15 protein-coding genes are annotated in these 15777 nt (G+C 40.4%); all 15 read right to left on the bottom strand.

The genetic code is table 11. The annotated features are described in order from the left end of the window. Window positions 1–6 precede the first annotated feature (6 nt). On the bottom strand, window positions 7–792 hold the full coding sequence (locus tag FTV18_RS07360) for a glycosyltransferase family 25 protein (protein WP_180017155.1): 786 nt from the start codon (window positions 790–792) through the stop codon (window positions 7–9). Window positions 793–974: 182 nt separating this feature from the next. Further along, window positions 975–1745 (bottom strand): glycosyltransferase family 25 protein, encoded by a 771-nt coding sequence (locus FTV18_RS07355; RefSeq protein WP_180017157.1) that lies wholly within the window; start codon window positions 1743–1745, stop codon window positions 975–977. 1 nt (window position 1746) lies between these two features. Beyond that, window positions 1747–2520, bottom strand: a complete 774-nt coding sequence (locus FTV18_RS07350) for a glycosyltransferase family 25 protein (RefSeq protein ID WP_180002347.1) — start codon at window positions 2518–2520, stop codon at window positions 1747–1749. 9 nt (window positions 2521–2529) lie between these two features. After that, the gene (locus tag FTV18_RS07345) at window positions 2530–3504 is read right to left on the bottom strand and encodes a Stealth CR1 domain-containing protein (RefSeq protein WP_166139023.1); all 975 of its coding nucleotides are present in this window, start codon (window positions 3502–3504) and stop codon (window positions 2530–2532) included. A gap of 41 nt (window positions 3505–3545) precedes the next feature. Then, window positions 3546–4316, bottom strand: coding sequence for a glycosyltransferase (locus FTV18_RS07340; RefSeq protein ID WP_180017159.1), 771 nt, complete (start codon window positions 4314–4316; stop codon window positions 3546–3548). Window positions 4317–4710: 394 nt separating this feature from the next. After that, entirely contained in the window at window positions 4711–5637 is a 927-nt protein-coding gene (locus tag FTV18_RS07335; protein WP_005232095.1) for a branched-chain amino acid transaminase, read from the bottom strand. A 24-nt stretch (window positions 5638–5661) separates the two neighbouring features. After that, window positions 5662–8412: a bifunctional [glutamate--ammonia ligase]-adenylyl-L-tyrosine phosphorylase/[glutamate--ammonia-ligase] adenylyltransferase gene (gene glnE, locus FTV18_RS07330; protein ID WP_180017234.1), complete on the bottom strand. Its 2751-nt coding sequence runs from the start codon at window positions 8410–8412 to the stop codon at window positions 5662–5664. 86 nt (window positions 8413–8498) lie between these two features. After that, on the bottom strand, window positions 8499–9767 hold the full coding sequence (locus tag FTV18_RS07325; RefSeq protein ID WP_180017161.1) for a sensor histidine kinase KdpD: 1269 nt from the start codon (window positions 9765–9767) through the stop codon (window positions 8499–8501). A 649-nt stretch (window positions 9768–10416) separates the two neighbouring features. After that, on the bottom strand, window positions 10417–10950 hold the full coding sequence (gene yjgA, locus FTV18_RS07320) for a ribosome biogenesis factor YjgA (RefSeq protein WP_005232100.1): 534 nt from the start codon (window positions 10948–10950) through the stop codon (window positions 10417–10419). A gap of 2 nt (window positions 10951–10952) precedes the next feature. Then, window positions 10953–11222, bottom strand: a complete 270-nt coding sequence (locus FTV18_RS07315) for an HPr family phosphocarrier protein (protein WP_034169914.1) — start codon at window positions 11220–11222, stop codon at window positions 10953–10955. Further along, window positions 11219–12070 (bottom strand): RNase adapter RapZ, encoded by an 852-nt coding sequence (gene rapZ, locus FTV18_RS07310; RefSeq protein ID WP_004782131.1) that lies wholly within the window; start codon window positions 12068–12070, stop codon window positions 11219–11221. Before rapZ ends, FTV18_RS07315 begins: the two co-directional genes overlap by 4 nt. An 18-nt stretch (window positions 12071–12088) precedes the next feature. Continuing rightward, a complete protein-coding gene (panC, locus tag FTV18_RS07305; RefSeq protein WP_159124101.1) occupies window positions 12089–12937 on the bottom strand; it encodes a pantoate--beta-alanine ligase in 849 nt (282 codons plus the stop codon). 1 nt (window position 12938) lies between these two features. Next, window positions 12939–13748 carry a 3-methyl-2-oxobutanoate hydroxymethyltransferase gene (panB, locus tag FTV18_RS07300; RefSeq protein ID WP_004782128.1) on the bottom strand — a complete coding sequence of 270 codons (810 nt, stop codon included), beginning with the start codon at window positions 13746–13748 and terminating at the stop codon, window positions 12939–12941. 50 nt (window positions 13749–13798) lie between these two features. Beyond that, a complete protein-coding gene (gene folK / locus FTV18_RS07295; protein ID WP_180017164.1) occupies window positions 13799–14284 on the bottom strand; it encodes a 2-amino-4-hydroxy-6-hydroxymethyldihydropteridine diphosphokinase in 486 nt (161 codons plus the stop codon). Next, entirely contained in the window at window positions 14281–15756 is a 1476-nt protein-coding gene (pcnB, locus tag FTV18_RS07290) for a polynucleotide adenylyltransferase PcnB (protein WP_180017166.1), read from the bottom strand. The genes folK and pcnB overlap by 4 nt, the downstream gene beginning before the upstream one ends. Between the last annotated feature and the right edge of the window lie 21 nt (window positions 15757–15777).

The following is a 15777-nucleotide window of genomic DNA, read 5'->3' as shown; positions in this document are numbered from 1 at the left end:
GGTTATTTAATTAAAAGTGCTGAAAATCTTTTTTGACCGATAATCAAAGATTTTAAAAATACGTAAAATTTCTCTAATAATTTTTTTTCTGAATGGGATTTTAATCTTTTCTTTTTTTAATTGTTCGCTAACTCTTAATTTTCTCTCACCCTCAATAAAACTAAGCAAATTTTTATCACTATTATTAATAAGAAAATCTTGCTTACAAATTGCTGGTTCTATTTGATAAATATTAATATCTCTGTTACAAATTAGGACTTCAAACATAAAACGATCAATAGGTTCAAATTTTTTTTTACTTTTAAGAATACTTATAAGTTTAATCGCGGATTTTTTATTCAAAATATATCCAGCTGTGCCAAGATTTCTAGACTTCAATTTTAGAATTTTTCTATCTAAAATTTTCTTTGAAAAAATAGAGTCGACCGATATAACATCATTAAAACATTCTAACTTAATAATATCAAAATCATCAGGATAAATATCTATATGGCTTAAAAAATCAAAAACACTATTCCCTAAATGTATATCGTCCTCAAAAATACAAACATAGTTCAGGTTTTCATCAATTATTTTTTTCCAAAGACAAACATGGCTTAAAAAACACGCTTGTTCACCTAAAGTTAAATCAGAATCTCTAATATCAATACCTAGTGACTTAGAAATGAGATCAATTCTATTTGGAGTAATTGCATCAAAGAATTTAAATGGTATATTTTCTTTCGCAAATTCTTTCTTTATATGATTTTGACGCAATAAAGCTTCCGAGAGGGTAATTACAAAAGTATTCATTTTAAACCGCAATTCAATTCTATGATTTATTAAATAATCTAGGGTCTACCTAAACCCATAATTTAATAACATTATACTCCTTAACATACAGTTACGAAAGTTATTCAATCCTTTAACTTATAACTTAGCAACCTTAAAAATTCTCTAAATTTGAATTTTTATAAAGTTTATTTTTAGTTCCTTTATTTAAAATCAACTTCTTTTCCAAATAAATAATATTTAATTTGATGAACAATACGTATAATTTCCTTTTTTATTTTTTTCAATCCCTTCTTCTTATATTTTTTCATTCTTGCTTTACGTTCATCTATTAAATCACTTGAAAGAACTGTCTTCTTCTCTGGATATAACATCATTTCTTGTATACAAATAGCTGGTGACATTTGATAAACATCACATTGCTTAGTTTGAATAAAGTCTCTAAACATCACCTCATCCAAAGGAACTAAAAAATTTTTCTTGATGTAACTTAGATATTCCTTTGCCCCTTTTAAGGACAAAATATATCCAGCCGTTCCTAAATTTTTACTAGTTAACCTTTTAATTTCACGGTCAGTATTTTCGATATTATATGTATTTTTCGCTAATAAAACTTTTTTGGAGAATGCTTCAGTTTTAATAATATGCCAGTTTTCTTGAATCCATGCAGATGTACTAAAAATTGAGAATGCATCTTGACCCAAAAAAATATCATCTTCAAATACTGCAATATATGGAATCTGCTCGTCGACCATCTTTTGCCAAACAGAGACATGGCTCATAAAACATGCCAACTCGCCACCTGTTAAATACTCATCCCCAACATTCAAGTGCATTTTTTCCGCTAAAGGTTTGGCTAAATCTGGTGTCAAAGCATCAAAAAAATCAAAATTTATATTTTGCTTTCCAAATTCCTTACAAATGTGTTCACGACGTGCAGTAGCTGTTTTTAAACTAATAACAAAATTTTTCATATCACATAACTTTTTTTGATTTTAATAAATGCTTAACCGCATAATAACGATCACGCCACATACGTTTCTGTTTTTTTAAACCATACGATAGATCACGATTTTCTTTCTCTTTACGTGACACCCCTTGAGCTGCAACTGTCCCCAAAATATCACTATCTACCCCCGCTGGCTTCACTAATGGTGGCCAAACTCCTAATCCTTTACCATTTTTACTTAACCAAGTTTGAAAGAAAATATCTACTGGCATATTTATAGTTTTTCCAGCGTTAACGAAAGCCTGTGCTCCCTGACGAGACCAAATCAATCCCAAGCCACGAATTGGAAAATAATAAGCATGCCATATACTCATATTCTCAATTTGAGTAATATTTTTTGCCAGCTTTTTCTTTTTAGCTGCAATATTCACTAAATACCAATCTAAGTTTTTATGCTGGTCTAGATACTCAATCAGGCAATCAAGTTTTATTTTAAAATCTGGTTCAATCTTCATATCATCTTCAAGTACGATAAGATAATCCGCATCAGTAGCAAGAAACTTTTCTGCACAACCATAATGACTTAGATAACATCCCAACTCCGAACTCATTAGACTACGACCTAATATCTGGTTAGCTTCATCATCATTATAATGTGCAAATTCAGAGAGAGCTTGACCTCGCCCATCGTATGCAGCAAAACGTTCGAATTCCCAACCGACACTATTAAGTTGTAGAGTTGCATCAGCCAGCCGTTTATCACTTCCGTCTAAATTAATTAAATAAGTTATAACTTTCATGGCTAGCTCTTAGTAATGATGAATAAATAAAGGCAAATAATCTTTAAATTTAGTTATTAAAGCAGAGGTTATCTTTAACGATTGTTCAGGATTTAATTGATCTAAACTTTGTACACAGCCAAATTTAATAGTTGTGTCATTCAAGTCAGATAGAAATGAAGATAATGAGGCTTCATTTTTAAGATAAGCAATATTTATATCATCACATAATATCGCTTTACTAGCTTGAATTTTTAAATGATTATTTAATCCAACCGGTAAAAACTGTAAAGCACTTCTAAAACGGTATTTAATCTGTTGATGTAATATTTCAGGATACTTTGTAAAATACTCTTTCAAAAATTCACGATCTAGTATATGGGGACGGTGATGAATTTCATAATATTGATTTAATCCACAAAGGTCAGCACTAAGCATTTGGGCAATTGTATATTTAGGCTGTAAAGACTTACCAAAATATTTATTAAGGCCTTTACGCAGATTAAATTTTGCTTTAACTAACGAACTGCGTTCCCAATGCCCATAAATTTTAATTTGATCATTCGCTAAAAAATCCTCAAATTCAGAAGGTGCATTGAAGAAGAAATCATCATTTAAATAAATAAAATACCGAGATAAGCTTGGAATATTCCAAAGCATAGTTTCAATACTTAAAGAGTTAAATGTAGGCAAGTATTGCTCATACCCAGTAAATATTGTTCGATGATCAATTATTTTTATCTGATCCGGATTACATAACCCCTGTTCGACGAAATCATAAATATTTGCTGGTTGTTGTTCATCAGTAATAATATAAATTGTTCCACAATAAGGAACATACTTAAGAATTGAAGCAATTGAAAAGTAGATTTCATTATTACTGGCAAATCGAGTTTCCTCGGCAGCACCTTTGGCAATATTAGCAGGCTGAAACTGTTGTCTTTTAAGTCGATGTTTTTCATCCTTACCATCAACCCAAGTAATAACAAAATCTATTTTTTCCATAATTTTTCTAATCAATAATCAGATTATGTAAGTCTTAGGACTTACTGCCAAGCATCCTTGATCCATTGGGATGGCAACACATAGCGATACCATTTACCACCACCACCATTAATGGCATCAGGTGGGTTAATCTCCCCATGGAAAATAATAATTTTTACGCCCTCAGGCTTTACTGGCGGTTTGAAATAAGCCATCGGAATTTTTTGTAGGCAATGGTATTTATAACTTTTGCACCAGCTATCCGGCCAATAACCAAGTTTCTTCTCCTGGTCTACATACCAAGAAAGATAAGCCTGCTCATTACGGAATTTTTGACGGATTTCATCAAAGTGTTCGCGGAAATATGGCAAAAGACCAGGAAAAGCTCCGAGCTTAAAGCGATAAACTGAACTATTACCCGTAATACGCCATGGTCGTTTCCAGTCATGGATAATCAGAAACTCACCCGGATGCGTAAAGAATTCATCAATATTATCGACAATGACAACATCCAGATCTAAAAATAAAGCATTGCCTTTCAAACCATAGAGATCAGGTTCAAAGGTAGAGAGCTTATTCCAGCCACGTTCTGGTGCACCTTCTGGCAAAGCCAACGGTGGAATAGGAAAGCATTGCACATTTGGATCAATCCCTTCAGTACGGTCAGTTAAACACACCATTTGAAAATCAACAGTTGTGTGTCGCTTCACCATATTGTAAAGACGATTGACATATTCAGACCCATATTTTGTGCCCCATTTCATACAGATCACAATATTTTGTTCAGGTGACTGTTCACCCTGAGTCTTAAGGTCATTTTGCTTTGCGTTCATGCACCCATCATCCACCTATGCAATATCAGTATCATACCATTACTGGTACTGACTGAGCCTATTGCTTTTCATTTCTGCACAGTTTACCGCAAATCTCATAAAGAAATATAATCTTCATTTTTTCATCACAAGAATTGAATATTTTTCCAGCAACTTATATCAAAATAAAGTTCATATTTGAATGATAAGTATAGAGCAACACTAATTTTAGTTGTTCGTTACGCTTATTCGTTTATTTTTATAGTGAATATATAACTTTCCAAAATATGAGAGTCGTCATTTTTTCTGCAATTTATTGGCTTCTCTACCTAACAACCTAATAGTTTAATATTTTGAGAAAGAGTCACTAAAATAAAAAAAGGACTCAAATGAGTCCCTTTTTCATAGATTTAACTTATTTTACGTAAGTTAACCAGTGCGCATATTTAGGGTCTTTACCCTGAACTGCATCAAAGTAAGCTTTCTGGATTTGAGTTGTGATTGGACCACGTACGCCTTCACCAATTTGACGGTCATCATATTCACGGATTGGTGTTACTTCAGCAGCAGTACCAGTGAAGAAAGCTTCATCTGCAATATAGAATTCGTCACGGGTAATACGGCGTTCTACCACTTCATAACCAAGATCTTTAGCAATGGTAATAATCGATTGACGAGTAATACCGTCTAATGCGCCACCAGCGATGTCTGGAGTATGAATTACGCCATCACGTACCAGGAATACGTTTTCGCCTGAACCTTGGCATACATAGCCTTGCGGATCAAGCAGCATTGCTTCGTCATAACCAGAATGTGCCACTTCTTGGTGAGCAAGAATCGATAATGTGTAGTTACCAGATGCTTTGGCTTTACACATAGTCACGTTTGGATGATGGTGTGTGAATGATGAAGTTTTTACACGAATACCTTTCGCCATCGCATCATCACCAAGGTAAGCACCCCAGCTCCACGCTGCAACTACAGCATGAATAGTATTGTCAGTAGCAGCAATACCCAATTTTTCAGAGCCAATAAAAATAATTGGACGTAAATAGCAAGATGCCAATTTATTTTCACGAACCACATCAATTTGAGCTTGTTCTAAAGCTGCGTGATCAAATGGAACTTTCATTTGATAAATTTTTGCAGAATTGAGCAAACGTTTGGTGTGTTCTTTCAGACGGAAAATAGCCGTTCCATTCGGGGTTTCATAAGCACGGACACCTTCAAACACACCCATGCTGTAATGCAAAGTATGTGTTAATACGTGAGTTTTCGCCTCACGCCAGTCTACTAGTTGTCCATCTTGCCAAATGAAACCATCACGATCAGCCAAATTCATGCCACAAACTCCAATTTTTCACAATTATTCACTATCCGGTGCAAATACTGCACTTGGATCAATCAGTCTTTGCCATAACTTGCAAACGGTCTTTCGGGTATCGTGCCAGTCGCTTGCAGACACTTGCATGGATTGATTTGCAAGGGCTAAGCGGTGGCTCTCGGCGCGTTCACGGAGATAAGCTTGAATCAGAGCAGTCGCATCGTCGCTGGATAAGCAACCTGATTTTGCGGCATCCTCAAGGATTCTTACATTGTCGGAGTAATGGGCGAGATCTTTATTCGTCCCACTCCAAGCTAACACCGCATACTGTGCCATAAATTCGATATCAACGATACCACCTGCATCTTGTTTTAAATGAAAAATCCCATCTTTTTTTTGCTCTTTGGAAGAACCCAGATGATCTTTCATTTTCTGACGCATTTTCAGAACTTCACTACGTACATGACAGATATCGCGTTTCTGGGTAAGAATTTTACAGCGTAGTGCTTCAAATGTCTCTCTCAGGCTATCTTCTCCGGCAATGGAACGTGCGCGTACCAAGGCTTGATGCTCCCATAGCCATGCATTTTTCAACTGATATTGCTCAAATGCTTTCAGGCTAGTGACCAGCAGCCCTGCTTCTCCAGAAGGACGTAGACGAGTATCGACTTCATAGACACGTCCATCCAGTGTTTGTGTGGTCATGAGCGACATAAACTTCTGTGCCACACGCATGGCAAACTCAAAACCGCTAATCGGCTTGAGACCGTCCGTATCTGCCTGCTCACCCATATAATGAATGAAGACCAGATCCAGATCCGAACCATAGCCCAACTCAATGCCACCGACTTTGCCATAGCCAATGACGGCAAAAGCCGTATGTTCTATCGAGCAGCGCTGCCCTTCTGCATCCAGCGGAAAACCATGTCGTTTGGCCACAATCTGATAGGCCAGATGCAACGCAGCATTCACTGAGACTTCTGCAATATCTGTTAAGGCATCCGAGACTTTCATTAAAGGGCTTTCCGCCAGCACATCACTGGCAGCTACCGCAAGTACATTGGATTTTTTAAACAGGCGTAGCACCCGCATCTGGTCTTCGACCTGATCAATTTCGATTCTGAGCAATTGCTGACGCAGGCTATCTTCCAGATCCTGACGTTTAGGTAATTCAAAATCCATCGACAGGAACTCATCCAGCAATACCGGATAATGGGTAAGTTCCTCACAGATCCAGGGGCTGACAGTCGCCATCTTGACCAAACGCTGTAAAGCGCCTTTGCTTTCAATCAGCATCACCAGATACACCGTACGACGCATGACTGATTCAACCAATGGCATCAGGCGAACCAGTGCAACTTGCGGTTTATCTGATTCTAGAATCGCCTCTATCAGATAAGGCCAAAACGTTTTTAAACGTTGAATGGCTTTAGCTGGCAATTTTTTTAAGGCATGACCATGCCAGAATTCATGCACCAGATTTTTTGCATGATCATCCAAGACTTCATTCAGCTGTTGTTCCAACTGAGAAAAACTTTTGCCTTGAGGCTCTGGTCCATTTTCCTTGATCAAGTGCTCAAACTGGTAAATCACTTTAGCGCGTTTTTGATCCAGCACTTCCATAAAGGCGGACCAGTCTGAAAAGCCCAAAGTATCCACAATACGTTGACGTAAATCTGGCTCAGTCGGCAAACATTGGGTTTGTTGATCATGCAGCGCCTGAATAGCATGCTCTACCCGACGAAGGAATAAATAGGCATCTTCGAGGTCAGTCACCGCCTGTTCATCCAGCAGTTCAGCCTCATCCAGATGATTCAGGCTGACCAGACATTGCCGATCCTGCAATTCCAGCTTGGCTCCGCCATAAATCAGCTGAAAAACCTGCACTATAAATTCAACTTCACGAATCCCGCCTGCCCCAAGCTTGATATCGTCTTCAATATTGCGGCGCTGTACTTCACGCTCAATCATTGCTTTCATTTCACGCATCGCTTCGAAAGCACTGTAATCGACATATTTGCGGAATACAAAAGGACGGGTCATATCCAGCAGTTCATCACCTTCTGGACTCGGATTGACGATGCGGGCTTTGATCCAAGCATAGCGTTCCCATTCACGCCCATGCTGGCTAAGATATTTTTCTAGTGCGGCATGACTGATGGCCAGAGCAGAACCATCACCCCATGGTCGCAGACGCATATCAACGCGGAATACAAAACCTTCAGCGGTGATATGGTCTAGCAGATAGATTAACTTTTGCCCCCACAGAATACAGAACTGTTGAACGTCAATGCATTTACGCCCATCCGTTTCACCCTGTTCATCAAAGGCAAAAATCAGGTCAATATCACTGGAAAGGTTGAGTTCCTGAGCGCCCAGCTTGCCCATTGCAATAATAATGAGATCCTGAACTTTACCGTTATAGCCAATTGGCTGGCCATATTTGGCGACTAGAGGAATACGGGCAAACTCTTTGGCAGCACAGATACAGGCATCAGCGAAATCAGACAGCTCGCGGGTCAGTGTGATGACATCGGTGAGTTGATTGGCATCCTGCCAGATCCAGCGGAACATCAGGCGAGCACGCAGAATACGTAAACTACGCATCCACATGGTTTCATCGCTGATATTTAATAGATTGGAATAGATTAAGTCTTGAATCTGTTCAGTGCCGAGTGATCCCTGAAACTGATCAATTGCATAATCCTGATTCAATAGATCTTGATGATTGGCCAATACCTGTTCTGCATACTGACTGGCTCTTAAGGTTTTCTGCAATTGTACCGCATCCATCACTCGGTGATTCCCTCAAAACTTTTATTTAGTTATAGCAGGAGTTCAGGCCGAGTGGGAACGGTTTTAATAGAAATTTATGATTTTCAGGACTTTTCAGTATGCAGGTCTTCAAGTACCAATGCCTGATGATCATTGGTCACTTTAGGTAAATGCACAGTAAAGGTGGTTCCAGCGCCTTCTTTAGAATCTACGACAATCTGTCCATGGTTCAGGTCTACAAAACGCTTACACAGTACCAGACCCAGACCTGCGCCTTTCTCATTGTCTGTGCCTTTTAAGCTCACTGTGAGATTAGGTCTAAACAGATTTTCCATTTGCTCTTCAGTCATACCGAGACCAGTATCCTGAACAGTAATCTTGACTTGCTCACCTTCCATTTCAGCAGCCAGAATCACCTGGCCACCCTGATCAACTGGAGTAAATTTCAGCGCATTCGATACCAGGTTCTGCAAGACCGAAGTAATCATATTGATATCAGCATGCACCTTAATATCTTCAGGAACCTGGTCAATCAGCTCAATATTCTTTTTCAACGCCAGACTTTTCAGTACATCACAGACAATTTTAGTAGACTGTTTTAATTCATAGTTAATCGGATGATAAACGAAACGTCCACCCTCGGCCATCGCCCAGGTCAACAGACTTTCTAACAAGTTATACGTCGATTGAGCCGTATCATATAAATAATCAGAAATACTCTGGATACTGGATTCATCCAGAGTGTCACGTTCCTGTGCCAGCACTTCCGAGAAGCCTAACAAGCCATGGAAAGGTGCACGCAGGTCATGAGCAATAATCTGGAAGAATTTGGTTTTACTGAAGTTTTGTGCACATTGCTGTTCGTATAACTCTTTCAGCTGTGTATGTTCCTCATTCAGTTTAACTCGTTTTACTAAAGATTCAGCAAATTGCTGGACGATAATAATAGCTTCCTGATCAAATACTTCAGTCTGATCGTCAAAGAAAACCACCTGCCCCAAAGACTGTCCTTGGGCTGATTTCAAATTGAATGCTACGAGCCGCTGATGGACTACGCCAAGGCTGTTCACATGATCTGATAGTTCTAGATATGCAGGATGATTTTGATCGATCACATCCATTTCTTGTAGATATTTAGGGATGTCCACATTCTGTGGTACGTGCAAACCGCGAAAACCGAGCGGACAGCTGTACCAGATATAGGGTTCCATATGGAATCCGATGATACAGGTCTTAACGCCGAGTACTTTACGGGCGACCTTACAGAAGGTGTCTAATAAATTGTCAGAGGTATAGACACCTAAAATGAGAGATATACGGCACGAGCTTAACTGCTCCGTATTCTGACCGATCTCTAGCAGTTTTAGTTCCATATCTGCCTCTCTGGATGTTATGGAATATAGAATAAAAATTACAACCGACTAAATTAATACAATCAATAACAAAGATTCTATATTTACTCAACGTTAAAATCTCATTTATCGACCAAAGGATTTGTTAACTTATTTCTCTAAAGATACATTGATAGCTTCAATACCTTGATATTTAAATATTAAGAATTACTTGAGAAAATATTCCTCTTATAAAAAATTACATATAATTATTTGAAATTCCTGAATTCATTTCAAATTGTTTCAATATCATCTGAGTTCTGAAATCCGAGGAAGATAAAAACAGCTCATTTTTCTTCTGATCTTTAGGTAAATAAAAGCTTTTGAATTTTCAAATATATAGAAAATACTTATTGTCACCTTCTGAAAAAATAGATCGCCAATCATATTAACTTTGACCTAAATTTATTTCTATTTTTTAAATATTCTTAATAATCATAAAATATTGAGTGATTTAAATAGTTTATTTATGCACTAAAACCAATTTTTTACGTAATCAAAAATATTAAAAGTTTACATTTTTTTACAGTTAACAATGACTTATAGGAACATTCTTGAATTTTCATGGAAAATAAAAATTAATTAGAGTGAATAAAAAAGCGACAAAATGTCGCTTTTTTATTCATTATAATCAGTTATCTGAAATCAGGGCAACTTGCTGCACATAGTTAAACAGCTTTTGCTTTGAGGCTGCCACTTCTTCTTCCGGTGCCTGATTTTTTAGATCACGATGCACACGTAAATAATGCTGACGTAAGGTATGACGTTCTGTCGCATTATAGGTTTTGGTAAATTCATTAATTGCAGGATCACCATCTTTCACGATACGGTCAACCCAACGCTGCAATTGTGCTGTCTTTTTCAAACCCTGTTTCGGAGTCAGATAAGACAGAATCACGGTTTCATTTTCATTACGAAGTAATTTACCAATACGTGAAAATTGACGACGGCGTGCTTCATGTGAACTGATTTGCTGGACATCCAGCAAAGCTTCAATCAGACGTTCTTCAACGGGTAAATTTTTAATTTGTTTCGCACTCAGTTCTGCCAACTGTGCGCCTAAAGCAGCCATACGCTGAACTGCTTTTTTCTGTTCGGTTTTACTTGCGCGTCCCTCTAAAGATTCAAAGTCTTCTTCAGTTAAACTGCTCGGTCGACGTGCCACGATTAATCTGCCTCATAAAATTTTGCCGCAAACAGTGCCTGAATTTCAGATAAGGCCTTTTCCTCATCTGCACCTTCAATCACCAAGCGTAAAGTTGTTCCTTTGCCCGCACCAAGCATCAGCAAGGACATAATATTTTTGGCATCAACCAATTTGTCCGATTTGCCAATCTGGATACTGGAACGAAATTTGGTGGTAACTTCAATGAGTTTACCTGATGCACGCGCATGTAAACCTAGTTTATTAATTACGTCAACAGTCGTATCAATCATGACCAGTGCTTCATTTCTCGGTGGAGGACTTGAATAGACCATTTTGCCTCAAGCGCTTTTTTTAGTCTATCCACAATATAAACAGAACGATGCTGGCCGCCAGTACAACCAATCGAGATGGTCATATAATGACGATGACCCTCAGCAAAGGTCGGCAACCATTTGTCTAAAAAGTGATAAATATCCTGGAACATGTCTTCGACCTGATCACTTTTTTCCAGGAATTCCTGTACCGGCTGATCGAGGCCTGAATATTTGCGCAGTTCGAGTTCCCAATGCGGATTCGGCAAATGACGGACGTCAAAAACATAGTCAGCATCTAAAGGAATGCCATGCTTATAGCCAAAAGATTGCAGAATCACAATCAGGTTATCGGTCTGCCCCAGCTTGTACAGCAAGGTATGTTTCAGATCATGTACGCTTTTATCGGTGGTATCGATATGCACTGTAGAGCGGAGCTGGATTGGCATCAGCAGGACTTTTTCTTCCTGAATACATTGATGCAGACTCTTGAAACGGGCAGCCAAAGGATGCGGACGGCGTGATGCACTAAAACGGGCAATCAGCTCCTGATCCTGCGTGGTCAGATAGATGACATCCACCGTACCATGCTGTTGCAGCTGTTCAAACACATGGTCGAATTCCTGCAAATCTGCACGGGTACTACGTACATCCACCCCAAGCGCCAACTGTTCCAGATTATTTTCACAGTCCAGCTTCGCCACAATTTCAGGAAGTAAGGCCAAAGGCAGATTATCAATACAGTAATAACCCAAGTCTTCAAGTACCTGCAATGCAGAAGATTTACCTGAGCCAGATTGTCCTGTCACAATTAAAATGCGCTTCATGCCTTACGATCCTTTTACTTATCCAGCTGCGTATTTGATCTGCAGATTATCAATCAGACGAGTTTTTCCTAATTTTGCCGCGATTAAAATCACGACATCCTGATTAAACTCATCAATTTTTTGCAATTCCGGTGTACGGGCTTCTACATAGTCCACTACCAGACCTGCATCTGTCAAAGTTTGACGGATACCTGCCCGTGCCTCCTCCAAAGTTTTACCTGCATGTAACTGCTGCTCAGCAGTTTTCAGACTCTGGAAAATGACTGGTGCTGTTGCACGTTCCTGCTCGCTTAGATAGCCATTACGCGAACTAAGTGCCAGACCATCTTCAGCACGAGCAATCGGTACACCAATCACTTCCAGCGGAATATTGAGGTCTTGAACAAACTGACGGATCACAGCCAGTTGCTGATAGTCTTTCTGACCAAAGAAGGCATAGTTGGGCTGAACAATATTAAATAATTTGGTCACCACGACCGCTACACCATCAAAATGACCCGGACGCTGTAAGCCACATAGGTCATTGGTGATACCAGACACACTGATATTGGTTAGACGTGGCTTGTTACCATACATCTGCTCTACAGTTGGGGCAAAGACAATGTCACAACCCACATCTGCCAGTAACTGCTGATCCTGCTCTAAAGTACGTGGATAATTATCAAAATCCTCATTAGGTCCGAACTGGATCGGATTAACGAAAATACTCACAACAACGACATCACACAGTTTACGCGCCTCACGCACCAGATTCAGATGCCCCTGATGCAGGTTGCCCATGGTCGGGACAAAACCAATAATTTTACGCGCAGAACGTGCAGGATTGAGCGAAGCAGATAATCCTTGGATGGTTGTTTCTGTTTTCATGTTACAACTCGACTTGGAATGTTTGTTCAGGTGCTGGGAATGAACCATCTAAAACAGCCGCATGATAGGCTTTAAATGCATCCAGAATTGCAGTCGCACCAGACTGTTCTTTCATAAAGTTACGTACAAATTTCGCGGTATGGCCAAAGGTTAGACCAAGCATGTCTTGAACGACCAATACCTGGCCATCAGTGGCTGCCCCTGCTCCAATACCAATCACTGGAATATGTGGGAAAAGTTCAGTAATTTCCTGACCCAATTGTGCAGGCACGCATTCCAGCAACAGCACTGCTGCACCGGCTTCAACCACTGCCTTACAGTCAGCAATCAGTTGATCGGCCGCTTCACGGGTACGGGCCTGTAGCTTATAGCCACCAAAGACATGCACCGACTGCGGTGTGAGACCCAAGTGAACACAGACTGGGATCCCGTTACGGGTTAGAACCTGAACGGTTTCCGCCAACCAGGCACCACCTTCCATCTTGACCATTTGTGCACCGGCCTGCATCACCGTTTTTGAGCTTTGTAATGCATCATTCAGAGTGGCATAACTCATAAATGGCAGATCAGTCATAATCAGTGCATGCTGATTGCCACGGCGTACCGCTGCGGTATGGTAAGCCATATCTTCTACAGTCACAGGCAAGGTTGAATCACGACCTTGAATCGACATACCCAAAGAGTCGCCAATCAGAATACTGTCAACTTCAGCAATTTCCATGGCTTTGGCCATACTGGCGTCATAGCAAGTCAGGCAAGAAAATTTGCGTCCTTCCGCTTTATATCGTCTTAAATCACTGAGACTGATCATGAAGATGTTCCTCTATTATTGAAGTTCTCTCGAACATGCCAATATAAAAATTAAATATTTGCCCAATTCGTGCGGTCAAAAACCGTTAAGGTTGATTGCTTGACGATGTCCAGGTCTTTTAATGTATTTCCATCCAGCTGCAAGTTGGCATCAATATCCAGTAATGGCACCAATACAAAATCACGTTCCAGCACGCCCACATGCGGTACGGTTAACCGTTCATTTTGAATCTGTTCATCACCGTAAATGAGCAGATCCAGATCCAAGGTACGTTCACCCCAATGACGTAGACGTACACGCCCAGCCTCTTGTTCGAAGGCTTGCAAACGATCCAACAGATCCAGCGGTGCCAGATCCGTAATTAACTGTACGACAGCATTAAAATAATTCGGCTGATCTTGTGGCCCCATGGGTGGGCTTTGGTACAAGTGTGAGGTTTTTACCTGCCCCAAACTTGCTAGCTTTTGCACGGCTTCAGCCAGAATCTGGCGTGAATCGCCCAGGTTACTTCCTAAACCGATATAGGTCACTGTCATTGTGTAGGCCCAAAAATAACCTGGCTTAAATCACGCTGCACCCGTTTACGCTTGGTAATTGGATGGTCTGCACCAATGTCGCCGCCGGCACTGGCCGCCACATGAGAAACCGGTTTGCTACGCTCATTCTCAAATTTGGCTTTACGCGCACGACGGCTACGTGGTTCCGGCTCATTCACCAGAGGTTCAATCTCGGTTGCTACATCTTGTGCAGCCAGGCGCTGTTCCAAGTGTTCTTCCTGAGAAGCCTTACGACGGCTCTTGGCACGCTGACGGTTATATTGGGCAATGGCACGCTCTTTTTCATCGCTACCCATTTGCTGATAGGCTTCCCACCAGCTTCCCATACCTTGTGCAGTTTCATCGCCTGATTTTTCACGCAGCAACAAAAAGTCAAAGCCGGCACGGAAACGTGCATGACCTGATAATGCTTCAATCTGTTGCGGTTTTGGATTGAGCAAGCGGGTTTGCATTTCCCAGACTTCACGAATGAAAGTTTCCGCAAAGCGTGGAATCACAGTACGGGTAGCCTGACGTTTCAGTACATCCAGTCCTGCCTGTGCACGTGCTTCTGCAGGCACGGCCCCTTTAGACAGATAAAAATCACAGCGCTCTAGGAACGGTTGCCACAACAATACCGCATAGAAGAAAGCCGGATTGATGGTCTTACCAATTGAAATACGCTGATCGGTATTTTTCGCTGCCAGTTCAATAAACGCGGTAATGTTTGGCTTGATATCGGCAAACAGCTGACGCCAGATGCCAAAATCGATCAGCATTGGCATCACACGATTCAGATGTCCCATAGTGAATAGCTTTTGCGATTCATCATAGAGACGGTGTGGAGACACATCACGTAGAAGCTGGGTCATTTCCGGAGTGAAAATATCCAGAATGGCTTCATCAATACTGAAATTGAGTTTGGCTGCAAAACGTAAAGTTCGCAGCATCCGGACTGGATCCTCCTCAAATCTTAGAGTCGGATCACCCAGTAAACGCAGCGTTTTGTGTTTAATATCATCTACTGCATTACAAAAATCCAGCACGATACCTTTGCGTGGCTGGTAATACATGGCATTGATCGAAAAATCTCGACGAGCAAAATCCTGCTCAATGGTGCCCCAGTTATTATCGCGCAGAATCATCCCTGCTGCAGAGGTCACCGCTTTTTTAGGAGGCGCACGGAAAGTTGCCACTTCAACCAGTTCACGGCCCGAATAGACATGCGCCAGCTCGAAACGTCGTCCGATAATCCGACAACGCCGTCCGAACACTTCTTTAACCTGAGCTGGTGTAGCATTGGTCACTGCATCGAAATCTTTGGGATTTAAACTCAGCATCAGATCCCGGACACCACCACCTACGATATAAGCTTCATAGCCTGCCTTGGTTAAGGCATCAATCACATCGAGAATATAAGAAGGTAATTGAGCGGTTGATAAACCACATTTTGACGCGCGCAAAGTTTGCAAAAGACGCTGTCTCCTACGTCT

Origin of the sequence: Acinetobacter sp. YH12241 (assembly GCF_013417535.1) — a bacterium.
GTDB lineage: Bacteria > Pseudomonadota > Gammaproteobacteria > Pseudomonadales > Moraxellaceae > Acinetobacter.
The sequence above is the reverse complement of the archived record's forward strand: the minus strand, read 5'-3'. Positions and strand labels throughout refer to the sequence as shown.